Origin of the sequence: Magnetospirillum gryphiswaldense MSR-1 v2 (assembly GCF_000513295.1) — a bacterium.
GTDB classification, from domain to species: domain Bacteria; phylum Pseudomonadota; class Alphaproteobacteria; order Rhodospirillales; family Magnetospirillaceae; genus Magnetospirillum; species Magnetospirillum gryphiswaldense.
This window is the reverse complement of sequence record NC_023065.1, coordinates 962,106-985,217: the sequence shown is the minus strand read 5'-3', so window position 1 is coordinate 985,217 and position 23,112 is coordinate 962,106. Positions and strand designations below refer to the sequence as shown.

The following is a 23,112-nucleotide window of genomic DNA, read 5'->3' as shown; positions in this document are numbered from 1 at the left end:
ATTATATGACATCACTCTAATTCAAACCACTGCCCTGCCGGGCAGGCAAGCCGCCTACCTGTTGCGCCAGGATCGCACCACCAGGGGGGCCAACCACATCATGGCGGCCACGGTCAGGACCACCGGCACCCAGAGCGCCACCTGATGGGCCAAGGGCGGCCAGCCGCCATCGATCTTGGGCCACAGATTGATGATAGCGCCCAAGCCCCATTGCACGGCGAAGGCGACGGCGAAGATGATCAGGTTCAAGGTGGTGGTCGCCCGTCCCGACATGGTGGACGGCACCAGTTGCGCCACCACCACATAGCACAAGGACACCGACGCCCCGGCAAAACCGAAATTGGCGGACAGAAACACCGGCGCGCCGCCCCAGCCCAGGGCCATGGCCGTCATGGACAGCCCGTACCAGACCATGCCGAAGGCGGCGACCACCAGGATATGGATGCCACGGCGACCGAGAAAATCGCTGACCGCGCCCCAGGCCAGATAGCCGGCGGCCATGCCGGCAGCCATGGCCAGCAGCGATTGAGCGACGGCGTTGCTGTCCAGGCCGGCGACGTCGCGCAGCCACGGCCCGGCCCATAACCCCTGGATGGCCATGAATGAGCCCAAGGCGATGGCGGTGACCGGCATCACCCGCAGGAAATCTGGGTTGCGGAGAATGGCGGCAACATCGCCCATCTGCGCCAGCAGGCTGCCGCCCCCTGCCCCGCTGCCCTTGTCGGGCACGGTGACGAACAAAATGACCGCCATGGCCAGACTGAGTCCGGCCAAAATCCAAAAGATGCCGCGCCAGTCGGTCAAGGCCAGCGCCGCCTGTACCGGCTGGGTCGCCGCCACCGCGCCCAAGCCGCCGGCGAACAGGATGATACCGTTGACCAAGGCCAGCTTTTGCGGCGGATAGAATTGCACGTTGGCCTTGATGGCGGCCATCAGACAGGCCGATACCCCCAGGCCGACCAGGGCACGGCCCATGATCAGCGCCGACGGTTGTTCGGCGATGGCGAACAAGGCGGAGCCAGCGGCGGCAAACAGCAGAAGCGCCGCTTCCACCCGGCGCGGGCCGTAACGGTCGAGCAGAATGCCCAAGGGCAATTGCACCGAGCCGAAGGCCAGCAGATACATGCCGGTCATCAGGCCCAAGGCACCGGCATCAAGCATGATGTCGGCAGCGATATGGGGGGCCAGCACGGCGTTGACGGTGCGGTACAGATAGGACAGGAAATAGCCGCCGGCAAACGGCAGCAAGACCCGCAGGGCCAAGGTGGTGGCGGAAGGCGTTACACTATTCATAACCCCGACCTTGGCCGCTTGGTCACGACCGGTCAACCTTGTGATTGAACCGGTTTAATCAGTCATACCGGTCGCCCCTTGAAATGATCCGTTCAGGCGACCGGCAAGCCCGCGCGGCGTTGAGCGTTGCCGTCTCGGCGTGAACTGATCCAACGGATCAGTTCATTGGCCGGGCGGTATTAAAGTATCGGTGTTGACATTGATATGTGTCCGCGTGGCCGCCGCCGCCGCGTCCAAGCTGGTGTGGGCGGCGCGGGCGGCATCCAGATCACCGTCCTTGCACAAACGTTCCACCGTGCTTGCGGCATCGGCCAGCCACACATATCCCAGATTGGCGGCGCTGCCCTTGATGGAATGGGCGGTACTGGCAGCCCAGGCGGAATCGCCGGACTGAAGGGCCGCTTCCACATCGCCGAGCTTGTCAGGGAGCGACGCGGCGAAGCTGACCAGCAATTGCCGGCAATATTCTTCCCCCAGGGCATCGACCAGATCGGCCTGAATCTCGGCATCGACGACGATGCCCGACTGAGGCGAAGGCATACCCTGATCGCTGACTTTGGCGGCATTTTCCAGCCGTCCCTGCCAGCGCGACAGTAAGGCGGCAAGGCGTTGCCGATCGATGGGCTTGGAGATGTAATCGTTCATACCGGCGGCCAGACAGGCATTCCGGTCCTCGTCCATGGCATTGGCGGTCATGGCGATGATGGTGATGGCGGAGATGCTGCCATCCAGGGCGCGAATGGCCCGGGCGGCGGTCAGGCCGTCCATGTTGGGCATCTGCATGTCCATCAACACCAGATCGTAATCACCCTGCTGAACCTGAATCAAGGCCTCGGCCCCGTCATGGGCGACATCGGCGCGATGCCCCAGTTTGGTCAGCAACCCCACCGCCACCTGCTGATTGATGGCATTGTCCTCGGCCACCAGGATGCGCAGCGCCCGTTCGCCGCCGCTGCCGTCAGCACCCTGGGTTTGCGTCTGGCGCGGAGCCAACGGCATCAGATTGTCCAGCAACTGGCTTTGCCGTACCGGCTGGTCCAGCACCGCGGTCAGGGCCAGCCGACGGCGATCGTCGGCGCCGAAATCCTGGGGATTGTGGCTGAACATCAAAATCCTGAGCCCGGACAGGGCCGAATCGGCGCGCAGGATGCTGGCCAGATCACGGCCGCTCATGCCACTCATACCCGCCTCGATCAGGATGACATTGAACGGATTGCCGTCCTGCATGGCGTCGCGGGCAGCGGTCAGGCCGGACAGGGCGTCGCTGGCCTGGCCGACCCTTGCCCCCCAATCGGTCAGGGGCGCATCCAGGCTTTCGCGCAGTTCCTCATCGGCGGCCACCACCAGGATGGACAGACCAACCAGCGGCGTGCCCTGAACGTCCAAGCTCATGTGCGGATCCCCCAGGCGCAAGGGAAATTGGAACCAGAAGCGGCTACCCTGGCCGGGAATACTGTCGAAACCGATAGCCCCGCCCAGCGCCTCGACGATGCGCTGGCAGATGACCAGTCCCAGACCGGTACCGCCGAATTTGCGGGCGGTGGAGGAATCGGCCTGGGTAAACCGGCTGAACAGACGGTCCTTGGCCTCGTCGGCGATCCCGATCCCGGTATCGGTGATGGCGAAGCACGCTTCGACGCAGGTTTCATCCTTGGGCTCCAGCGTGACGGTGATGGCAACGCTGCCCTTTTCGGTGAACTTCACCGCGTTTCCGGCCAGATTGAGCAACACCTGACGCAACCGACCGGCATCGCTGATGAACACGCGGGAGGCGTCGCGCGGCACGGCGAAGGTCAGGCCGATCCCCTTGGCCTTGGCCCTGGGCGCCAGAATGTCCACCACCCCTTCCACCAGGGGCGTCAGCAGGAAGGGGGTTTCCTCGAATTCCAGCTTGCCCGCCTCCATCTTCGAGAAATCCAGGATATCGTTGATGATGGTCAGCAACGATTCCGCCGAGACCCGGATGGTGTTGGTGTAATAGTTCTGCTCCGACGACAGATGGGTGTCCAGCAACAGGCTGGTCATGCCGATGATGCCGTTCATGGGGGTGCGGATTTCGTGGCTCATGGTCGCCAGGAAATCGGATTTGGCCATGTTGGCACGTTCCGCCGCGTGCTTGGCGGCGATCAGGGCCTGTTCGGTTTCCTTGCGCGGGGTGATGTCGCGGAAGGCGTTCACCGACCCGGTCAATTGACCATCCTGCACCAGCGGCATGGAGGCCACGTCCATGGCGATGACGCGGCCATCCTTGTGGCTGAAATATTCCTCGCCCGCATAGGGCTTGCCGCCGCTCACCGCCTTGAACACCGGGCATTCCGAGATGGGCAGGTGGTCGTTGACGGCATGGGAATGGAACAGAGCATGGGCCTGATGGCCCAGCATTTCGTTTTCCTGATAGCCCAGCATGGCGCAGGCCGCCGGGTTGGCCAGGACGATCAGACCGTGATTGTCCATGACGAACAAGCCGTCGGCCATGGTGTCGGTGATGGCCTTCAGGCTGGCCCGTTCATGTTCGAGCGCGGTGGAACTGCGTTTGAGGCGTCCGAACAAAACGCAGGCCGCCGCCAACATCACGGTCGCCACCACCAGCGAAACCATGAATTCGCGCATGATCAGCCCGGCCAACGGCGCCGGGGCATAGGAAATCACATAACCCGCCGCTTTGCCGCCCACATCATTGACCGCCACCAGCGACACCGCATAAATGGAATTGCCGCTGGTGGCCTTGATGGTGAAGGTGTCGCCCCGCTGCATGCGGCGGCTGATTTCCGGCTTGGTCGCCAGATCCACATTGACCGCCTGGGCGCTGGAACTGAGCTCGGGCAGCGAATCGGCCAACCGTACGCCGGAATCCTCGACCAGGAAGTCGTTGCTGAGGGCCGAGGGCTTGTACAGATTGGCTTGACTGGCAAACAAGATACCCTCGACCACCTCGCGGCGGACGACGAAGGCGTATTCGCGGGTGGCATCCAGTTCGGCCATGGCGTTGCGGATGGCCTTGAAGGTCAGGCTGGTTTCGACGCTGCCCACGTGGCGGCCCTCACGCAGCACCGGATGAACGAAGCGAAAGCCAGACCCCACCCGCCCCGCTTCAAACCCCTGGACGCTGCGCAATTCCGTATTGGCGACCCGTACCGACGGACGGATGTCGAACAACGGATCGCCGAAGCGGTCGGGCTGGTGAAAGCGCAAAAAGCTGGTGCCGTCGGGCAGATGGAAATGCAATTGCCGCAGGTCGCGCTTTTGCAGTTCGCGGTAAAACGGATAAAGAGTGCGGTACAGCCGCCCGCGCAGGATGGCCTTTTCCTGGTCGTCGGCGGTAATGGCGCGTTCCATCAATTCCGCCACTTCCGGCTTGGCCATCAGATCGAAATAAGACAGCTCCATGGCCAGCCGATACATCTGCAGGCTGGAACGATAGGCGGTTTCCAGCACGGCGGTGTATTGGTCGAAATGCTGCTGTTCCTTGTCCAGCCGTACCATGTTGAGGAACAGCACGACCAAGGCTTCCAGCACCACGAACACGGCCACGATACGGCCCATTTCCAAATCCCCCCGCCCCCGAAGTGAGATTTAGAAATTGCCGTTATTGGGAATATTCGCCTTGCGGCGCAAACGCCGTAGCGCGTCGTAATCGCCGTCAAAGGCGGCGACGGCACCGTGGCGGATGTTGTCGCCCCAGCTCTTGGCGGTTTCGCTGTCCATGCCGACCAGGGCGTCACGCAATTGGTTCATGCGCTCCTTCGAAACGGTCTTGGCATTGGCAACCAGGGCGAAACCGGGCAAGGGGGCCGATTCGGCCACCACCAGCAGGCCCATATGGGCGTATTTCCGACCGATGGCGGTCTTGAGGCCGCCCAGGTCGAACTCGCCCCGGATAACGGCCAAGGCCACTTCGTCGTGCTTGTCAAGATAACGGTACTTGTTGTCTTCCAGGCTCGAGCCGGCCTGGCGCAGCAAGCCGTCGGTGGACAGATAGCCGCAGGTGGACAAAGGCTGGGTCAGGGCGACCTTGCGGCCCTTGACCTTGGCCAGATCGGTCTTGGCATCGGCGGCGGCGACGATGGCGCAGGTATAGGTGGCGCTGCCCGAGGCTTCCTTGAAATGGACCAGGGGGGTGGCGGCGGCGACACGGTCGCGTAGCGTCAGGTAAGGCAGCGGCCCCAGATAGGCCAGATCCAGCTTGCCGCTTTCAAACTTGCTCAGGATCTCGGCGTAATCCGAGGAAAACTCGATCTTGACCTGGATGTCCAAGGCCTTTTCCAGATGGTTCAGCATGGGCTTGACCTGCTTGACCACGGTTTCCGGCGTTTCCATGGGCAAGGGCGCGAAGGTCAGGGTTTCCGCCCCGGCCTGCGACAGACCGGCCAGCAGGATCAGCGCCGAGGTCATCACCGAACGTAGAATCATCGCCCCATACTCCACTTTGGTATCTGCCGATGCATATAAAGCCAAAGCTTGAACAGCGTTTGCGCCCCGCATGAACCGATCGTAAACACCTATGCGGAAGGCTTACACCAGCTTTCCTCGGGCTGCCAAGCCGCCAGCCAACCAAGGAAATCACCGGCCGGCATCGGCGGCGCGATGCGATAGCCCTGGCCCAATTCGCAACCCAATTCCAACAGCATGTCGCCATGCTCGGTCTTTTCGATGCCTTCGGCCAGAACATCGCGGCCAAAGCCGGCGGCCAGCACGATGACACCGCGGACGATGGTCAAGTCATCGGCGTCATCGGGCAGATTGAGGACGAAGGAACGGTCGATCTTAAGAGTGTCGATGGGCAGATGGCGCAGATAGGTCAGCGACGAATAGCCGGTGCCGAAATCATCGAGCGCCACCGAAACCCCCAAGGCCCGGCACGCCTCCAGCACCTCGCGCGCCCGGCCGATGTCTTCCAGGGCGGCGGTTTCCACCACCTCCAACTGCAACATACGCGGCGGCACGTCGGGGAACTCGGCCAGGATTTCCGCCAGACGTCCGGCGAAATCATTGGACAGAAGATGGCTGGCGGCAACGTTGACGCTGACCGGAATGACCGCACCGGCCCGCTTCCACGCCGCCATCTGCGCCAGTGACGAGCGCGTCACCCATTCGCCGATGGCCAGATCCAGGCTGTCATCCTCGATCAACGGCAGGAATTCCGCCGGCGGCAGCAAGCCGCGTTCCGGGTGCAGCCAACGGATCAGCGCCTCGGCCCCCACCACCGTGCCCAGGCGCATGTTGACCTTGGGCTGGTAGAACAGCACGAACTGCCCATCCTCCAGCGCCAACCGTACCGATTTCATGGTGTTGCGGCGCAAGGTGCCTTGCAGATCCAATTGGGGATCGAACATGGCGAAGCGGTTGCGGCCCTCCTGCTTGGCCTGGTACATGGCGCGGTCGGCATGGCGCAGCAAGGTATCGGGATCGGCATCGTCGTTGGGATAAAGGGCGGCACCGATGCTGGCGGTGATGCTGATGGCGGAATCCTCGTCGGTGAAACGCATGGGTTCGGCCATGGCCGTCAACACCTGCGACAGACGCTGGCGACATTGCTGGTCGTCATCCAGATCCTGCATCACCAAGACGTATTCGTCGCCGCCCAGGCGGGCGACGGTGTCATCGGCGGCAACGCTGTCCAACAGCCGCCGCCCGGCCTGGATCAGCACCGAATCGCCCACATGGTGGCCCAGACGGTCGTTGACGGGCTTAAACCCATCCAAATCCACATAAGCCACCGCCACCATCTTGCCGGTGCGACGGGCCTTGGCCAGGGCCACATCCAGACGGTCGGCCAGCAGCAGGCGATTGGGCAGACCGGTCAGGGCGTCGTGATGGGCCATATGGCGCAACGCCTCTTCGTGCCGCTTCAGCGCCGAAATATCCATGTAGACGCCGACGTAATTGCCGACGCTGCCGTTGGCGTCGCGCACCGCCGAAATGCTGACCCATTGCGGGATGACGTCGCCATCGCGGCGGCGATTGCAGATTTCGCCGCTCCAATGGCCGTCGCGGTGCAAAACCTCCCACATATCGCCGTAGAAATCGTCGGGATGCCGCCCTGATCTCAGGAAACCGGAAGGGCTGCCCACCAACTCGTCCAGTTCATAGCCGGTCATGCGGCAAAAGGCCGGATTGGCGCTGAGGATGGTGCCGCTGGTGTCGGTCACCAGCACCCCTTCCTGGGCATGGGTGAAAATCTCGCCATGCAGGCGGCTTTCCGCCTCGGCCACCTTGCGCGCGGTCAGGTCCTGGATACTGACCACCCGATAGGACTCGTCGCCGAAATGCAAGGCGCCGACCCGCACCTGAATGGGAAAGAAACCGCCGTCGCGGCGCAGACCCACGGTTTCACCGGCATCGGCGGGCAGATCGGGGACCAGAATGGGCAATGGCTTGCCCAATAGCGCTTCCGGCCCGTGGCCGAACAAGGCGGCGGCGTGGGCGTTGGCGCGGATTACCTTGTCATCGGCATCGATGACCAGCATGGCCTCGGGGGCGGTATGCAGGATCATCGCCGCCAGTTGTTCACCCTGGCGGGCCTTTTCCTCGGCCGCCAGCCGCGCCTGATCCAGACGATGACGCAAGATGGAATGCAAGATGGTCTGGCGGATCAGCGGGCCGTCGGTGCGGCCCTTGACCAGGAAATCCTGACAGCCGTGGCGCAGCGACAACAGGCCGGTTTCCTCGTCGTCATTGCCGGTCAGGATGACGATGGCGGCGCCCTGGGCAGCGGCGCGAACCGCGTCGATCAAAGCCGTGCCGGCGCCGTCGCCCAAATTCAGGTCCAACAGCAGGGCATCGACCCGATGCACCGACAGGAAAGCCAGACACCCGGCCAGGCTTTCCACCCAATGAAAACGCATGTCGGCGAAATGCCGCATGCGTCCCAACACCACCGAGGCGTCGATCTGATTGTCTTCGACCAGCAGGACTTGCATGGGCGCCACACTCACCGGAACCAACATTACATACCAAAGAATAATTACCACAACGTATAGGTATGGCTAAAGCGTATTTGTCATACCAGCCATCCCAATAAAAAACCCGCCGGCGGCACCGGCGGGTTTGATGGTTTGATACGTCGTTTACAGCGGCGACAGCCCCAGACGCCCGAACAGACTTTTGTCCGAACCCGGCGCCGCGTTCTTGGCGGTCAGCAGCTTGTGGCCGCAGAAGATGGAATTGGCGCCGGCCATGAAGCACAGGGCCTGCATTTCCTCGCTCATGCCCTCGCGGCCCGCCGACAGGCGGACATAGGATTGGGGCATCATGATACGGGCGGCGGCGATGGTGCGGATGAAGTCGAAATTATCGGGCTTCTCGGCGTTTTCCAACGGCGTGCCGGGGATGGCGATCAACAGGTTGATGGGCACGCTATCGGGATGCTTCTCCATGTTGGCCAGGGTCAGCAGCATCTTGGCGCGGTCATTGTTGGTCTCGCCCAGGCCGACGATGCCGCCGGAACACACATGCAGGCCGACTTCACGCACGGTGTCCAGGGTATCCAGGCGATCCTGGAAGGTCCGGGTGGTGATGACTTCCTTATAGTGTTCCGGGCTGGTGTCGATGTTGTGGTTGTAATAATCCAGGCCGGCATCCTTCAGGCGCTGGGCCTGCCACTTGTCGAGCAGGCCGAAGGTGGCGCAGGTCTGCATGCCCAGGGCCTTGACGCCCTCGATCATGGCCACGGCCACCTCGAAATCGTCGCCCTTGGGGCCGCGCCAAGCGGCGCCCATGCAAAAGCGCGAGGCGCCTTCTTCCTTGGCCTGGCGGGCGGCGGCGACCACCTCTTCCACCGCCATCAGCTTTTCCTTTTCCAGGCCGGTGGCGTAATGGGCGGATTGCGGGCAGTAGGTGCAATCCTCGGGGCACGAGCCGGTCTTGATGGAAATCAGCCGCGACACCTGGATCTTGTTGGCGTCGAAATTGGCCCGGTGCACCTGCTGCGCCTGGAACATCAAGTCCATGAACGGCATGGAGAAGAAGGCCTGCACCTCCTCCGCCTGCCAGTCGTGTCTGAGCCCGTCGCCCAAAGGCTTGATCTGCGCCGCTTGGTTCACCTTGCCAATCTCCTTATAAACCCTGTTGGAAACGTGGTTTTTCGCCACTTTCCGGGACCGCAATGTAGAACCGTGAACACTGGCTTTGCAAGAATCCCGATAAGGCGTTAGAAGGTCGGCCATGCAAAATCTTGACGCCACCCTTTCCCGCGTGCTCGACGATCTGGCCCAAACGGGCCGGCGGCGGTGTTTGCGCGTGGTCGAGCACCTGTCCGGCGGACGTGTCCTCAAGGACGGACGGGAATTGCTGAACTTCTCCTCCAACGACTATCTGGGCCTTACCCACCACCCGCTGTTGATCGAGCGGGCGCGGGAATGGGCGGCCAAGTATGGCGCCGGATCGGGGGCGTCGCGGCTGGTCACCGGCCACAACCGGGCGCTGGAGGCGGTCGAGGAAAAGATCGCCGCCGCCAAAGGGGTGGAAGCCGCCGTGGTCATGGCCAGCGGCTGGCAATGCAACGCCTCGGTGTTGCCGGCCCTGCTCGACCGTACGGTGTGGGGGGCGGAACCGCTGGTCTTCGCCGACCGCCTGAACCATGCGTCGCTGCACATGGGCTGCCAGTCGGCAGGCGTCAAGCAGACCCGCTTCCGCCATAACGACCTGACCCATCTGAAGGAATTGCTGGACCGCACCGGGCGCGGCGAAGGGCCGCGCTTCATCGTCACCGAATCGGTGTTTTCCATGGATGGCGATGCCCCCGACGTCGACCAGTTGGTGGCCATCGCCGAGGAATGGGACGCGTTTCTGTACCTGGACGAAGCCCACGCCACCGGTGTTCTGGGGTCCAACGGCTTCGGCCTGTCGGTGGGCACCCATGTGGATCTGGCCATGGGCACCTTCTCCAAGGCCATGGGCGGCTTCGGCGCCTATGTGGCCGGGTCGCAGGCTTTGAAGGACTTTCTCGTCAACCGCGCCTCGGGCCTGATCTATGCCACCGCGCTGCCGCCGGCGGTGCTCGGCGCCATGGATGCCGCCATCGATCTGGTCCCCACCCTGACCAACCACCGCGCCCGCCTGCAAGCCATGGCCCAACGGCTGCGGCTGCGGCTCAACGATGCCGGGCTTGATACCGGACATTCCACCACCCAGATCGTGCCGGTCATCCTGGGCGACGAGGACCGCACCTTGAAGGTGGCGGCACGGCTGGAGGAACTGGGTTTCCTGGGCATCGCCATCCGCCCGCCGACGGTGCCGCCGGGCAGCAGCCGCATCCGCTTCGCCCTGTCCGCCGGCCATGCCGAAGAGGATGTGGAACGCCTGGCCGACGCAATCATCACCGCCGCCGGAACCATTGCATGAAGACCCTGGCCTTTGTTCACGGATGGGGCTTCGACGCCCATTTCTGGCGCCCGGTAGCCGACCGCCTGCCGGAATTCGCCCGCATCTTCGTGGATTTGGGCTTCCGCGCCGAAGCCGTGCGGCCCGGGGCCAACAATCCCATCATCATCGGCCATTCCATGGGATTCGCCTGGGCCTTGGCCGGTTTTCCCCGTCCGTGGGCCGGGGCGGTGGCGGTCAACGCCTTTCCCCGCTTCACCCGCGCCCAGGATTTCGTCGCCGGCACGCCGCCGCGCAGCCTGGACCGCATGATCGACCGCTTCGCCACCCATCCGCACGAGGTGACGGCGGATTTCATGCAACGCTGCGGCATCGACACCCCCGACACCGAAACCATCCGCCCCGCCCCCATGGCCGAGGCGCTGAAATGGCTGGCGGAATGCGATGAACGCCAAACCATGGCCCAGTTGGACTGCCCGCTGCTGGCCTTGGCCGGCACCCGCGATCTTGTCGTACCCGAGGCCATGAGCCGCGATTCCTTCCCGCCGCAATGCCTGACCCTGGTGGAAGGGGCCGGCCATCTGCTCCCCTGGACCCACCCCGACTGGGTGGCCAGCCAGATCAGATTGTTCGCGTCCACCATCCCATGACGCGCAAGGATCAGGTGGCCGCCGCCTTTTCCGCCGCCACCGCCACCTATGAAGCCGCCGCCCGCGCCCAAGCGATCAGCGCCGATCATCTGGCCGCCATGGTTGCCGCCCTGCCCCGCCCGCCCCAAGCCACGGTGTTGGAATTCGGCTGCGGCACCGGGCTGTTGACCCGCCGCCTGCTGCCGCTGGTCGCGGGCGACTGGCTGATCACCGATCTGTCGCCCACCATGCTGGAAACCGCCCGCACCATCGCCGCCCACGCCCGTTTTCAGGTCATGGACGCCGAATGGCCGGAGGTGGGCGAGCAGCGTTTCGACCTGATCGTGTCCAATCTGGCGGCGCAATGGTTCCATGATCTGGGGGCGGCGATCGCCCGCCTGACCGCCCTGCTCGCTCCCGGCGGGCATCTGGTGTTTTCCACCTTGGGGGCGCAATCGTTTCGGCAATGGCGCGACGCCCATGCGGCTTTGGATCTGCCCTGCGGCATCCCCGCTTTTCCCAGCCGGGCCGCATTGCAAAACATCTTGCCCGCCGCCCGCATCGACGAGCAGTTGTTCACCCTGCCCTACGACCATGGCCGCGCCTTCGCCGCCGAATTGAAGCGGATCGGCGCCGGCACCCCCAGCCCCGGCCATCGCCCGCTGAAGGTGGCGGACATGCGCGCCGTGCTGCAACGCTTGGGGCAGCCGGCCAGCATCACTTATGATGTGCTGCATGTCGTGATCGGCCCAAGGTAAGCCCATGGCCAAAAGCCCCTCTGTGCAAGGCGTGTTCGTCACCGGCACCGACACCAATATCGGCAAGACCCTGGTTTGCGCCTGGCTGGTCCATCACTGGCGCGCCGGCTATTGGAAGCCGGTGCAGACCGGTGCGACCGAGGATTCCGATTCCGCCACCGTGGCCAAGCTGGCGCCCGCCGCCATCATCCATCCCCCCGCCTATGTGTTCCAGGCGCCCTTGTCCCCGCACGAGGCGGCTAGGCGCGAGGGCGCGCGCATCGAACTGTCCGGCCTGAAGCCGCCCGCCACCCCGGGCCCGCTGGTGGTGGAAGGGGCCGGCGGAATCCTGGTGCCGTTGAACGAAGTGGCCCTGACCATCGATTTCATGGAAATGCTCAATCTGCCGGTGGTGGTGGTGGCGCGCTCGGGCCTGGGCACCATCAACCACACCTTGTTGACCCTCGACGCGCTGCGCCGCCGCCATATCCCGGTGTTGGGGGTGGTGCTGAACGGCCAGAAGAACCCGGCCAACCGCCAGGCCATCGAACATTTCGGCTCGGTGCGCGTGCTGGCGGAAATCCAGCCCTTGCCGGCAGTAACGCCGGCCCTGGTGGCCAGTCTGCCGCCGCCCGACTTTTCCTGTCCCCCCGACCTTACCCGCCCCGAAGGCTGAGACCATGTCCGACGACATCCTTGCTCTTGACGCCAAACATGTGTGGCACCCGTTCACCCAGGCGGCCACCGCCGCCCCCGCCCTGCACGCGGTGCGCGGCCAGGGTGCGGTGATCGAAACCGCGGACGGCAAGCAATACGTGGATCTGGTGTCGTCGTGGTGGGTCAACCTGCACGGCCACGCCAACCCAGTGATCGCGCGGGCCGTGGCCGAACAGGCGGGTACGCTGGAACAAGCCATCTTCGCCGAATTCACCCACGCACCGGCAGCCCGGCTGGCGGCCAAAATCTGCGCCCAATTGCCCGGCGACCTGGACCGGGTGTTCTATTCCGACGACGGCTCCACCGCAGTGGAAGTGGCCATGAAGATGGCCCGGCAATATTGGGGCAATATGGGCCAGGATCGCCGCGTCTATGTGGGTTTCGACGGCGGCTATCACGGCGACACTGTCGGCGCCATGTCGCTGGGTCGGACCTCGGGCTATTTCGGCGCCTGGGAAAGCATGCTGTTCCCGGTGGAGATCGCCCCCTTCCCCCATACCTGGGACGGCGACGATACCATCGAGGCGCGCGAGGCGGCGGCGCTGGCTGACTTCGACGCCATCTTGGACCGCAACCAGGGCCAGATCGCCGCCATCATCATCGAGCCGTTGATCCAGGGCGCCGCCGGCATGCGCCTGTGCCGGCCCGAATATCTGCGGGCGGTGGCCGAGCGGGCCAAGGCCGCCGGCACCTTGCTGATTTTGGACGAGGTGATGACCGGTTTCGGTCGCACCGGCGCCGTTTTCGCCTGCCAGAAGGCCGGCATCACCCCGGACATGATCTGCCTGTCCAAGGGGCTGACCGGCGGTTTCCTGCCCATGGCCATGACGGTGACGCGCGACTTCATCTATCAGGCGTTTTTGGGCCAGGACGTGTCGCGCGCCTTCCTGCACGGCCATTCCTATACCGCCAACCCCTTGGGCTGCGCCGCCGGTCTGGCGTCGCTGGAGTTGCTGCTGGGGGCAGAATGCCAAGCCCGCATCCAGGCCATCGAAGCCGTGCACCGCGCCCGCCTCGACCGCATGGCCGGGCTTGCGGCAGTATCCAAGCCGCGTCTGTGCGGTACCATGGCCGCCTTCGACCTGCCCAATGGCGAAGCGGGCGCCAAGCTGAAGCTGATCTTCCGGGAACGCGGCCTGCTGCTGCGGCCCATGGGCAATGTGCTTTATTTATTGCCGCCCTATTGCATGAATGATGGTGCACTGCACCAAGCCTGGGATATCATCGAGGACGAGGTTTCCAAGATTTCAGGAGCGGACCCGTGCTGCGCATCGAGGAAATCGTCGGGGCCATGGATGACGAATTCCGTTATTCCCTAGACGCCCTGAGCGACGAAAAGTTGGCGGCCCTGGCCGCCGACAAGGCGGCGTTGCGGCGGCTGCGCCCGGTGGGGGTTTCCAACGCCGAGGCCTTGGCCATGATCGTCGCCATCCAGGACAAGCGGGAAAAGGCCCGTAATGCCCCGCCGACAAAGCCGAAAAAACCGCGCACCCCGCGCAAGGCCAAGGTCGTGGTCGAGCCGGGGCCAGAACCAGAGCCAGAGCCCGAACCACCCGTCGCCGCCTTACCGCCCGCTCCGGCCAGTCTGCCTGCTCCGGCCAAAACCGCTTGCCTGCCGCCGCCCACGGCCCACGGCCCAGCCATCCGCCTGGGACCGCCGGCGCAGGACGGACCGGTGCTGATCACCGAACCGCCGCCCAAGCCGGTGACGCCGATCCCTCCGAGGTTCCGCCACGGCGGTCGGGATTTTCTGGTCCTGCTGTCCCTGTGCGTGGCCGCCGGCGTGGTCATCGCACTTCTTTAGCAACGTTGCGGATACGCATGGCTTGAAGCCAAAGGTGGTGTATCCTGACACTCATGAACACCCGCAAACCCGCCCGGATCATCCCGGTCATCCTGGTCGTCGCCGCCTTGGCCGCCGGTGCCGTTTATGCCCTTAACCGCAACGGCGCCCGCGCGGTCGCCCTGGTGTCGCCACAGCGCGGCATGGCAGTGGAAGCGGTCTATGCCACCGGTACGGTCGAGCCGGAAAACTGGGCCAAGATCGGCCCGGTGACCACCGGGCGCATCGCCGAAATGCTGGTGGACGAGGGCGATGTGGTCAAGCGCGGCCAGCATCTGGCCCGTCTCGACGACCGCGAGGCCAGCGCCAAGGTGAACGAACTTGAGGCCCGCGCGGTTTATTGGCGCGAGGAACTGGCTCGGGCCAAGACCCTGGCCGATAGCGGCATCCGCCCGCGTGAATCGGCGCAAAAGGCCAAAAGCGAATATGATCAGGCCAATGCCGCCATCAACGCCGCCCGTCAGCGCCGCACCGATTTGCTGGTCATCGCCCCCCTGGACGGGGTGGTGCTGCGCCGCGACGGCGAACCGGGCGAGGTGGTCAAACCGGAGAACACCATCTTCTGGATCGGTGAAAGCCGGCCTTTGCGCATCACCGCCGATGTGGACGAGGAAGACATCGCCCTGGTGGCGTCGGGGCAAAAGGTGCTGATCAAGGCCGACGCCTTCCCCGATAGCGGCCTTGGCGGTACCATCGACCACATCACCCCCAAGGGCGACCCGGTCAACAAGACCTTCCGCGTCCGCGTCCGCCTGCCCGACGACACGCCGCTGCTGATCGGCATGACCACGGAAATCAACATCATCACCGCTGAAAAGGCCGATGCCTGGCTGATTCCGGCCAGCGCCGTCGTCAACGGCGCCGTGCTGGTGGAACAAGACGGCCATGCCCAGACCCGCCCGGTGGTGCTGGGCATCAAGGGCCGCGACCGGGTCGAAATCCTGTCCGGCCTTGCCGCCGCCGAGCGCATCGTCGCCAGCCCCCCCGCCGGACTCAAAGCCGGCGATCGCATCAAGGCGCAATAATCATGGCCCTGCCGTTGGGTTTGTCCATCGCCGTGCGTCATCTGGTGCATCGGCGCCGGCAGACCCTGACCTCGTTGGTGGGGGTATCGCTGGGGGTGGCCTTCTTCATCGCCATCGCCTCGATGATGCAGGGCTTTCAACGCGACTTCGTCAACCGCATCATCGATGTCGCCCCCCATATCACCATCAAGGACGAATATCGCCTTGCGCCGGTGCAGCCGGTCGAGGCCGCCTATCCCGGCGCGGTGGTCGAACTGCGCGGCATCAAACCCAAGGAAGAGGTGCGCGGCCTGAGGGGGGCGCGGGCCATCATCGACGCGCTGGAAGAGATGCCGGGGCTGAAGGTGGCGCCGACCCTGTCGGGCAACATCCTGCTGCGCTTCGGCTCGCGCGATATCTCCGCCAACGTCACCGGCATCGTCCCCGACCGCGAGCGGCTGGTGACCAAGCTGGAAAAAGACCTGATCGCCGGGTCGCTGCAAAGCCTGTACACGGCGGCCAACGGCATCATCATCGGCGAGGGCATCGCCCTCAAGGCCGGCATCGGCCTCGACGACATGGTCTCGGTGGTCAGCCCCGAAGGCGTGGTCATGCGCATGAAGGTGGTGGGCATCTTCAGAAGCGGCCTGACCCTGATGGACAATTTCGACACCTATGCGCTGATGAAGAAGGCGCAGGTGCTGCAAAACCGCCCCAACGTCATCAACCGTATCCGCATCCGCCTGGACGACGTCGAACAGGCCGCCGATCTGGCCAAGACCATCGAGGCCCGCTTCGGCTATCGCACCGAAAGCTGGCAGGAACAATCGTCCAACGTCCTGGGCATCTTCGTCATCCAGAACGCCATCATGTATTCCACCGTCGGCGCCATCCTGATCGTCGCCTGTTTCGGCATCTTCAACGTCATCTCCACCGTGGTCTACGAAAAGACCAAGGATATCGGCATCCTCAAATCCATGGGTTTCCGTGAAACCGACATCCGCCGCATCTTCGTCTATCAGGGACTGATGGTCGGCATCATCGGCATGCTGCTGGGCTGGGCCTTGGGTTATGGGCTGGTGGAGTTCATGGGCACCTTGGATTTCAAGATGGAAGGCTTCGTCCGCGCCCAGGGCTTCATCCTCTACCGCACGCCCAAGCATTACATCATCAGCGGCGCCATGGCCCTGGTCGCCTCCACCTTCGCCGCCTGGCTGCCGGCGCGCCGGGCCAGCCGCATGAAGCCGGTGGATATCGTCCGAGGCGGCGCATGACCGCCCCCATCCTGCAAACACGCGCCCTGACCCGTGAATTGCCCGGTTTGGTCCCGGTCACCTTGGTGCGCGACATCGATATGGTGGTCGAACCGGGTGAGTTCGTCGCCATCACCGGCCCGTCAGGATCGGGCAAATCGTCGCTCTTGTACCTTTTGGGTCTGCTCGATACCCCAACCGGCGGCGAAGTGCTGGTGGACGGCAATGCCACCGCCGGCCTGAGCGAAAACCAATTGGCCGATTTGAGATTGGCCCGCTTCGGCTTCGTCTTTCAGTTCCACTTCCTGCTGCCGGAATTTTCCGCCCGCGCCAACGTCGAAATCCCCATGCGCCGCCTGCGTGCCCTGGGGGCCAAGGAAATCCGCGCCCGCGCCCATTGGCTGCTCGACGCCCTGGGGCTGGCCGACCACGCCGACAAACTGCCGGAACAGATGTCCGGCGGCCAGCGCCAGCGCGTCGCCATCGCCCGCGCCCTGGCCAACGACCCCGGCGTCATCCTGGCCGACGAACCCACCGGCAATCTGGACAGCAAATCGGCGGAGGTGGTCTTCACCATGTTCCGCCGATTGGCGCGCGAGCAGAACCGGGCGGTGGTGGTGGTCACCCACGACAACGATCTGGCCGCCACCGCTGACCGCCGCATCCATCTGGTGGACGGACGTTTGGCGTAAAAGCCCCCCAAGGCGGGCCTGCTCGACACGCATAGCTGCCCCACCTTCGGTAGGGGATGATTTTCGTTCGATAACATGCCATATACCGTCCGGTCGGTATAGTAAACCGACCAGACGGTACAGTAAGGACCCTATGGCATGAGCGCCCCCAGCACCCGCGAAACCATTATTGACGCCGCCATGGCCATCGTGCGCGAGCAAGGTGTCAACAAGTTGACGCTGGATGCGGCGGCCAAGGTGGCCAAGCTGTCCAAGGGCGGCGTGCTTTATCATTTCAAAAGCAAGGACGACCTGATCCGCGCCATGGTGCAGCGGATGATCGATTCCTGCGACGCCTTGCATCTGGAATTTTACGCTCAGGAACCCGATGGACCGTATCGCTGGGCCAGGACGGTGGTGCGCACCGCCTTCGATCCGCGCGGCCCATCCGGTGATCCAGTGGGCGGCGCCCTGTTGGCGGCGGTGACCGTCAACCCGGATCTGCTGGCCCCCATCCATGCCAAATTCGCCGAATGGATCGAACGGGTGAAAAGCGACAGCCCTAATCCAACCCTGGCTGCCCTGGTTTGCATGGCCATGGATGGCTATGTGTTCGAACGCATGCTGAAGCTGCCCCTGTGCGACGAAGAATCCTGTGAACGCATCAAACTGCAAGCCCTTGAGCTGCTGAAATAAAGCGACGGAGCCTACCCCATGAATATCAAGCGCATGGCCATCATGCTGACCGCCAGTGCCGTCGTTTTCGGCGGCGTGCTGGGATTTGTCCAATTCCGCCAGCACATGATCGCCCAATATTTCGCGTCCATGCCCAAGCCGGTGATCCCGGTGACCACCGAACAGGCCAAGTCGGAAAAGTGGCAGGACAGCGTCTCGGCCATCGGCACCTTGGCCGCCGTCAATGGCGTCGACATCAGTGCCTCGACCTCGGGTCTGGTTACCGAAATCGGTTTCCAGTCCGGTCAGGCGGTGAAAAAGGGGCAGGTCTTGCTGCGCCTGGACGCTGACGTGGAACGGGCCAATCTGCGCTCGGCCCAAGCCGATGCCGATCTGGCGCGCATTTCCGCCGACCGCCAGCGCAAGCTGGTGCGCACCGATGCGGTCAGTCAATCCGCCGTCGACAAGGCCGAGGCCGAGTTGAAGGTCAAGGAAGCCAATGCCGCCGGCCTCAGGGCGCAGATCGACAAGAAGCAGGTCCACGCCCCCTTCGACGGGGTCTTGGGCGTGCGCAAGGTGGATTTGGGCCAGTTCATCCAGGCCGGCACCGCCATCGTCAATTTGCAGGATTTGTCGGTGATGCTGGCCGATTTCTCGGTGTCACAACGTGACCTGGCGCTGACCAGCGTCGGTCGCGCCATCCGCATGACCACCGATGCTTGGCCCGACCGGGTGTTTGAAGGCGTCATCGCCGCCGTCGAACCCCAGGTCGATGCCAAGACCGGCATGGTCCTGGCCCAGGCCCGCTTCCTCAACACCGACGGCGCCCTGCGACCGGGCATGTTCGCCCGCATCGAGATTCTGCGTCCCGACATGGCCGAGGTGGTGACGGTGCCGATGGAAGCGGTGTCCTACAATCTGCATGGCGACGCCGTCTTCATCGTCAAGGACGGTGCCGATGGCCCCGAGGCCGCCCGTCAGGTGGTGCAATTGGGTGAACGCAAGGCCGGTCGCGTGGTGGTGCTGAAGGGACTTGAAGCCGGCGCCCAGGTGGTGACCACCGGCCAATTGAAGCTGGAAAACGGCTCCAAGGTCCAAGTCAGTGCCAACGATCCGCTGAAACAAGCGGCCAAGGCCGAATAGGAGCGCGCAATGTTCGATATTTTCATCAAGCGCCCGGTCCTGGCCAGCGTCATCAGCCTGCTGATCCTGTTCGTCGGCTTGCGGGCGCTGTTGATGCTGCCGGTGCGGCAATACCCGGAAATGAAAAATACGGTGATCACCATCACCACCACCTATCCGGGCGCCGACGCCGAGCTGATCCAGGGGTTCATCACCCAGCCCTTGCAAAAGGCGGTGGCGACCTCGGCCGGTCTCGATTACATCACCTCGCAATCGGTGCAAAGCGCCTCGGTGATCAAGGCCTTCGTCCGTCTGAACGAAGACCCCGACGCCGCCATGACCGAGGTGATGAGCAAGGTCAACGAGGTGCGCTCGGTGCTGCCGCGCGGCATCAACGACCCGGTGCTGAAAAAGGAAACCGGCCAGACCTTCGCCTCGGCCTATCTGGCGTTTTCGTCGGCGGAGCTGAGCCAGGAACAGATCACCGATTACGTTAACCGGGTGATCCAGCCCAAGCTGGCCTCGGTCCCCGGCGTCGCCAACCCGGAAGTGTTCGGCGGCCAGAACTTTTCCATCCGCGTCTGGCTCGACCCGGAAAAGCTGGCACAGCTTGACATGACCGCCGACGACGTCAACGCCGCCCTGACCGCCAACAACTTCACCGCCGCCGCCGGCTCGACCAAGGGCGCCTATGACGTGGTCACCACCCAGGCGCGCACCGATCTCAACACCATCGCCGATTTCCGCAATCTGGTGATCCGCCACGAAGGCACCCGACTGGTCCGCCTGTCGGACATTGCCGAGGTGTCCTTGGGCGCCCAGAATGACGAAATGGCGGTGTTCGCCAGCGGCAAGCGGGCCATCTTCGTCGGTGTTTTCACCACTCCCGAAGCCAACCCGCTGACGGTGATCAAGGAGATCCGCGACAGCGCCCTGCCCGGCATCGTCGCCCAGTTGCCGCCCGGCCTGAACGCGGAAATCGCCTATGATTCCACCGTGTTCATCCAGGCCGCCATCGACGAGGTGGTGAAAACCATCCTGGAAGCGGCGGTGATCGTGATGATCGTCATCTTCGCCTTCATGGGCTCGTTCCGCTCGGTCGCCATCCCGGTGGTGACGGTGCCGCTGTCATTGATCGGCGTCGCCCTGTTCCTGCTGGCCCTGGGCTTTTCCATCAACCTGCTGACGCTTTTGGCCATGGTCCTGGCCATCGGTCTGGTGGTCGACGACGCCATCGTCGTCGTCGAGAACGTCCATCGTCACATCGAGGAAGGATTGTCGCCGTTCCAGGCGGCCATCGTCGGCACCCGTGAAATCGCCGGCCCGGTCATTTCCATGACCATCACCCTGGCCGCGGTTTATGCCCCCATCGCCTTCATGGGCGGCCTGACCGGCTCGTTGTTCAAGGAATTCGCCCTGGCCCTGGCCGGTTCGGTCATCGTCTCGGGCATCATCGCGCTGACCTTGTCGCCAATGATGTGCTCGCTGATCCTCAAGCACGACGAGGACAAGAAGGGCCTGCCGGCCCGCATCGACGCCATCTTCGACGGCCTGCAGGGCCGCTACCGCCGGGCCCTGGCGGCGTCGCTGGCCGACCGTTCCACCACCTTGCTGTTCGCGGCCATCGTCATGGGGGTGCTGCCCTTCCTGTTCATGGCGGTGCCGACCGAACTGGCCCCCGAAGAAGACCAGGGCGTGGTATTCACCGCCTTCACCGGTCCGGCCTCGGCCAACACCGAGTACATGGAGGTGTTCGCCGGCGAGATCGACAAGGCGCTGAAGGAATTCCCCGAGGTGCGCGATCGCTTCCTCATCGCCGGCATCGGCTCCATCAACCAGGGCTTCGGCGGTGCCGTCACCAAGCCGTGGGAAGAGCGCAAGCTGTCGACCAAGCAACTGACGCCCTTGTTCCAGCAGAAGCTGGACGGCATTTCCGGCGTCAAGGCCTCGGTGTTCTCGCCGCCGCCCTTGCCCGGCTCCGATGGCCTGCCGGTGCAGTTCGTCATCACCTCGACCTCGGATTACAAGGCGCTCAACGATTTGCAGGCCGAGATCATGCGCCGGGCCACCGCCTCGGGCATGTACGCCTTCATCGACAGCGACCTGAAGTTCCAAAGCCCGCAGACGGTGGTCGACATCGACCGCGACAAGGCCGGGTCTTACGGCATCACCATGCAGCAGATCGGCGAATCGCTGGCCACCATGACCGGCGGCAATTACGTCAATCTGGTCAATCTGCAAGGCCGGTCCTATCAGGTCATCCCGCAGGTGCCGCGCGATTTCCGCCTCGACCCGCACCAGTTGGGCCGCTTCCACGTGCGCACCTCGGACGGCGGCGCGGTGCCGCTGTCGTCGCTGGTGACGCTGAAGCAGGCGGTCAAGCCGGTGTCGCTCAACCAGTTCAACCAGTTGAACAGCTTCACCATCAGCGCGTTCCCCATGCCCGGCACCACCTTGGGCCAGTCGCTGGCGACGCTGGAAGGCATCGCCACCGAAGTCCTGCCCCAGGGCACCACCTACGACTTCGCCGGCCAATCGCGCCAGTACAAGCAGGAAGGCGCCTCGCTGACCGTCACGTTCGTCTTCGCCCTGGTCATCATCTTCCTGGTGCTGGCGGCGCAGTTCGAAAGCTTCCGCGATCCGCTGGTGATCATGGTGTCGGTGCCGTTGTCGCTGTGCGGGGCCCTGATCCCGCTGGCGCTCGGCGTGGCCAGCATGAACATCTATACCCAGGTGGGGCTGATCACCCTGATCGGGCTGATCACCAAGCACGGCATCCTGATCTGTGAAGTGGCGCGCGAGCGGCAGGAACAGGAAGGCCTGTCGCGCCTGGAAGCGGTGCAGGTGGCGGCCAGCCTGCGTCTGCGCCCGATCCTGATGACCACGGCGGCCATGGTCGCCGGCCTGATCCCGCTGTTGATGGCCTCGGGGGCCGGCGCCGCCAGCCGCTTCTCCATCGCCGTGGTGATCGTCGCCGGCATGAGCATCGGCACCTTGTTCACGCTATTCGTGCTGCCGGTGATCTACACCTTCCTGGCCACCGATCGCAAACAACGGGCCGCACCACAAGTGCACGGCCACATCGCCGCCGAAGGGGCGGAATAAATAAAAGCGGCGGAACCCAAAAAGTTCCGCCGTTTGTTTTTTTAGACATAAAAAACGCCCGCCAAATGGCGGGCGTTTTCATCTGTATGGAACGGGCCGATTACTCGGCGCCGTCCTCTTCCTCATGATATTGCGGCGCCACGGTGCCGCCGGCGCGGCCGCGACCGATGGTCACCGCCTTTTCCAGATCCGATTCGGTGCACAGGCCCAAGGTCACCGGATTGCGCGGCTTGATGTTGGGCGCGTTCCAATGGCTTTTTTCCCGCACCGACTGGATGGTCGGCTTGGTGGTGCCGATCAGCTTGCACAACTGGCCGTCGGACAGTTCCGGGTGATGCTTCAGCAGCCAGGCGATGGCGTCAGGGCGGTCCTGGCGCTTGGACACCGGGGTATAGCGCGCGCCCTTGGGCTTGGCCCGCGGCTGCGGATAATCGGTGATGTTCAGCTTCAGATGGGCATCCGGGTTGGCTTCGCAGCGTTCCAGCTCGGACTTGGACAACTGACCGTTGGCCACGGGGTCCAGACCGACGATACCGGTCGCCACTTCGCCGTCTGCGATGGCCTGCACTTCCAGGGAATGCAGACCACAGAACTCGGCGATCTGCTCAAAGCTAAGGGCGGTGTTTTCGACCAGCCAGACGGCAGTCGCCTTGGGCATGAGCGGCAGAGCCATGAATCCTCCTTGCAAAATCTCGATCGGAACCGGCCGGTCAAGGCGTCGGTCCCGGTGCCGATGGCGGGC

18 protein-coding genes are annotated in these 23,112 nt (G+C 64.0%); 12 read left to right on the top strand and 6 right to left on the bottom strand.

The window, feature by feature from the left end:
• Positions 1 to 54: 54 nt before the first annotated feature.
• The 5 genes from MGMSRV2_RS04630 to bioB form a co-directional block, all read right to left on the bottom strand.
• Positions 55 to 1,293, bottom strand: coding sequence for an MFS transporter (locus MGMSRV2_RS04630; protein WP_024079185.1), 1,239 nt, complete (start codon positions 1,291 to 1,293; stop codon positions 55 to 57).
• A 162-nt stretch (positions 1,294 to 1,455) separates the two neighbouring features.
• Positions 1,456 to 4,836: a response regulator gene (locus tag MGMSRV2_RS04625; protein WP_024079184.1), complete on the bottom strand. Its 3,381-nt coding sequence runs from the start codon at positions 4,834 to 4,836 to the stop codon at positions 1,456 to 1,458.
• A 30-nt stretch (positions 4,837 to 4,866) separates the two neighbouring features.
• Positions 4,867 to 5,703: a PhnD/SsuA/transferrin family substrate-binding protein gene (locus tag MGMSRV2_RS04620; RefSeq protein ID WP_024079183.1), complete on the bottom strand. Its 837-nt coding sequence runs from the start codon at positions 5,701 to 5,703 to the stop codon at positions 4,867 to 4,869.
• An 89-nt stretch (positions 5,704 to 5,792) separates the two neighbouring features.
• A complete protein-coding gene (locus tag MGMSRV2_RS04615; protein WP_158497736.1) occupies positions 5,793 to 8,213 on the bottom strand; it encodes an EAL domain-containing protein in 2,421 nt (806 codons plus the stop codon).
• A gap of 147 nt (positions 8,214 to 8,360) precedes the next feature.
• Positions 8,361 to 9,335 carry a biotin synthase BioB gene (gene bioB / locus MGMSRV2_RS04610; RefSeq protein WP_024079181.1) on the bottom strand — a complete coding sequence of 325 codons (975 nt, stop codon included), beginning with the start codon at positions 9,333 to 9,335 and terminating at the stop codon, positions 8,361 to 8,363.
• Between the two features lie 121 nt (positions 9,336 to 9,456).
• Here bioB and MGMSRV2_RS04605 point away from each other — a divergent pair, with 121 nt between their 5' ends.
• The 12 genes from MGMSRV2_RS04605 to MGMSRV2_RS04550 all read left to right on the top strand — a co-directional run bounded on the left by MGMSRV2_RS04605 (position 9,457) and on the right by MGMSRV2_RS04550 (position 22,370).
• The gene (locus tag MGMSRV2_RS04605; RefSeq protein WP_024079179.1) at positions 9,457 to 10,635 is read left to right on the top strand and encodes an aminotransferase class I/II-fold pyridoxal phosphate-dependent enzyme; all 1,179 of its coding nucleotides are present in this window, start codon (positions 9,457 to 9,459) and stop codon (positions 10,633 to 10,635) included.
• Positions 10,632 to 11,264, top strand: coding sequence for an alpha/beta fold hydrolase (locus tag MGMSRV2_RS04600; RefSeq protein WP_024079178.1), 633 nt, complete (start codon positions 10,632 to 10,634; stop codon positions 11,262 to 11,264). Before MGMSRV2_RS04605 ends, MGMSRV2_RS04600 begins: the two co-directional genes overlap by 4 nt.
• The gene (locus tag MGMSRV2_RS04595) at positions 11,261 to 12,001 is read left to right on the top strand and encodes a methyltransferase domain-containing protein (RefSeq protein ID WP_024079177.1); all 741 of its coding nucleotides are present in this window, start codon (positions 11,261 to 11,263) and stop codon (positions 11,999 to 12,001) included. Before MGMSRV2_RS04600 ends, MGMSRV2_RS04595 begins: the two co-directional genes overlap by 4 nt.
• 4 nt (positions 12,002 to 12,005) lie before the next feature.
• Entirely contained in the window at positions 12,006 to 12,656 is a 651-nt protein-coding gene (gene bioD / locus MGMSRV2_RS04590; RefSeq protein ID WP_024079176.1) for a dethiobiotin synthase, read from the top strand.
• 4 nt (positions 12,657 to 12,660) lie between these two features.
• A complete protein-coding gene (gene bioA / locus MGMSRV2_RS04585; protein WP_024079175.1) occupies positions 12,661 to 14,016 on the top strand; it encodes an adenosylmethionine--8-amino-7-oxononanoate transaminase in 1,356 nt (451 codons plus the stop codon).
• Complete coding sequence (locus tag MGMSRV2_RS04580; RefSeq protein WP_024079174.1) at positions 13,959 to 14,501, top strand: hypothetical protein; 543 nt, start codon at positions 13,959 to 13,961, stop codon at positions 14,499 to 14,501. The genes bioA and MGMSRV2_RS04580 overlap by 58 nt, the downstream gene beginning before the upstream one ends.
• Positions 14,502 to 14,554: 53 nt before the next feature.
• Positions 14,555 to 15,565, top strand: a complete 1,011-nt coding sequence (locus MGMSRV2_RS04575; protein ID WP_024079173.1) for an efflux RND transporter periplasmic adaptor subunit — start codon at positions 14,555 to 14,557, stop codon at positions 15,563 to 15,565.
• A 2-nt stretch (positions 15,566 to 15,567) separates the two neighbouring features.
• Complete coding sequence (locus MGMSRV2_RS04570; RefSeq protein ID WP_024079172.1) at positions 15,568 to 16,818, top strand: ABC transporter permease; 1,251 nt, start codon at positions 15,568 to 15,570, stop codon at positions 16,816 to 16,818.
• Entirely contained in the window at positions 16,815 to 17,489 is a 675-nt protein-coding gene (locus MGMSRV2_RS04565) for an ABC transporter ATP-binding protein (RefSeq protein WP_024079171.1), read from the top strand. The genes MGMSRV2_RS04570 and MGMSRV2_RS04565 overlap by 4 nt, the downstream gene beginning before the upstream one ends.
• Before the next feature lie 138 nt (positions 17,490 to 17,627).
• On the top strand, positions 17,628 to 18,164 hold the full coding sequence (locus tag MGMSRV2_RS04560; protein WP_024079170.1) for a TetR/AcrR family transcriptional regulator: 537 nt from the start codon (positions 17,628 to 17,630) through the stop codon (positions 18,162 to 18,164).
• Between the two features lie 18 nt (positions 18,165 to 18,182).
• On the top strand, positions 18,183 to 19,286 hold the full coding sequence (locus MGMSRV2_RS04555) for an efflux RND transporter periplasmic adaptor subunit (protein ID WP_024079169.1): 1,104 nt from the start codon (positions 18,183 to 18,185) through the stop codon (positions 19,284 to 19,286).
• A gap of 9 nt (positions 19,287 to 19,295) precedes the next feature.
• A complete protein-coding gene (locus tag MGMSRV2_RS04550) occupies positions 19,296 to 22,370 on the top strand; it encodes an efflux RND transporter permease subunit (protein ID WP_024079168.1) in 3,075 nt (1,024 codons plus the stop codon).
• 100 nt (positions 22,371 to 22,470) lie between these two features.
• Here MGMSRV2_RS04550 and MGMSRV2_RS04545 read toward each other — a convergent pair whose 3' ends face one another.
• Entirely contained in the window at positions 22,471 to 23,043 is a 573-nt protein-coding gene (locus MGMSRV2_RS04545; protein ID WP_024079167.1) for a DUF1013 domain-containing protein, read from the bottom strand.
• Positions 23,044 to 23,112 lie beyond the last annotated feature (69 nt).

What these genes read in the sequence shown, in the direction of transcription:
- MGMSRV2_RS04630 (WP_024079185.1), bottom strand. Translation starts at nt 1,293, where the DNA reads ATGAATAGTGTAACGCCTTCCGCCACCACCTTGGCCCTGCGGGTCTTG.
- MGMSRV2_RS04625 (WP_024079184.1), bottom strand. Translation starts at nt 4,836, where the DNA reads ATGGGCCGTATCGTGGCCGTGTTCGTGGTGCTGGAAGCCTTGGTCGTG.
- MGMSRV2_RS04620 (WP_024079183.1), bottom strand. Translation starts at nt 5,703, where the DNA reads ATGATTCTACGTTCGGTGATGACCTCGGCGCTGATCCTGCTGGCCGGT.
- MGMSRV2_RS04615 (WP_158497736.1), bottom strand. Translation starts at nt 8,213, where the DNA reads ATGCAAGTCCTGCTGGTCGAAGACAATCAGATCGACGCCTCGGTGGTG.
- MGMSRV2_RS04605 (WP_024079179.1), top strand. Translation starts at nt 9,457, where the DNA reads ATGCAAAATCTTGACGCCACCCTTTCCCGCGTGCTCGACGATCTGGCC.
- MGMSRV2_RS04600 (WP_024079178.1), top strand. Translation starts at nt 10,632, where the DNA reads ATGAAGACCCTGGCCTTTGTTCACGGATGGGGCTTCGACGCCCATTTC.
- MGMSRV2_RS04595 (WP_024079177.1), top strand. Translation starts at nt 11,261, where the DNA reads ATGACGCGCAAGGATCAGGTGGCCGCCGCCTTTTCCGCCGCCACCGCC.
- bioD (WP_024079176.1), top strand. Translation starts at nt 12,006, where the DNA reads ATGGCCAAAAGCCCCTCTGTGCAAGGCGTGTTCGTCACCGGCACCGAC.
- bioA (WP_024079175.1), top strand. Translation starts at nt 12,661, where the DNA reads ATGTCCGACGACATCCTTGCTCTTGACGCCAAACATGTGTGGCACCCG.
- MGMSRV2_RS04575 (WP_024079173.1), top strand. Translation starts at nt 14,555, where the DNA reads ATGAACACCCGCAAACCCGCCCGGATCATCCCGGTCATCCTGGTCGTC.
- MGMSRV2_RS04570 (WP_024079172.1), top strand. Translation starts at nt 15,568, where the DNA reads ATGGCCCTGCCGTTGGGTTTGTCCATCGCCGTGCGTCATCTGGTGCAT.
- MGMSRV2_RS04565 (WP_024079171.1), top strand. Translation starts at nt 16,815, where the DNA reads ATGACCGCCCCCATCCTGCAAACACGCGCCCTGACCCGTGAATTGCCC.
- MGMSRV2_RS04560 (WP_024079170.1), top strand. Translation starts at nt 17,628, where the DNA reads ATGAGCGCCCCCAGCACCCGCGAAACCATTATTGACGCCGCCATGGCC.
- MGMSRV2_RS04555 (WP_024079169.1), top strand. Translation starts at nt 18,183, where the DNA reads ATGAATATCAAGCGCATGGCCATCATGCTGACCGCCAGTGCCGTCGTT.
- MGMSRV2_RS04550 (WP_024079168.1), top strand. Translation starts at nt 19,296, where the DNA reads ATGTTCGATATTTTCATCAAGCGCCCGGTCCTGGCCAGCGTCATCAGC.
- MGMSRV2_RS04545 (WP_024079167.1), bottom strand. Translation starts at nt 23,043, where the DNA reads ATGGCTCTGCCGCTCATGCCCAAGGCGACTGCCGTCTGGCTGGTCGAA.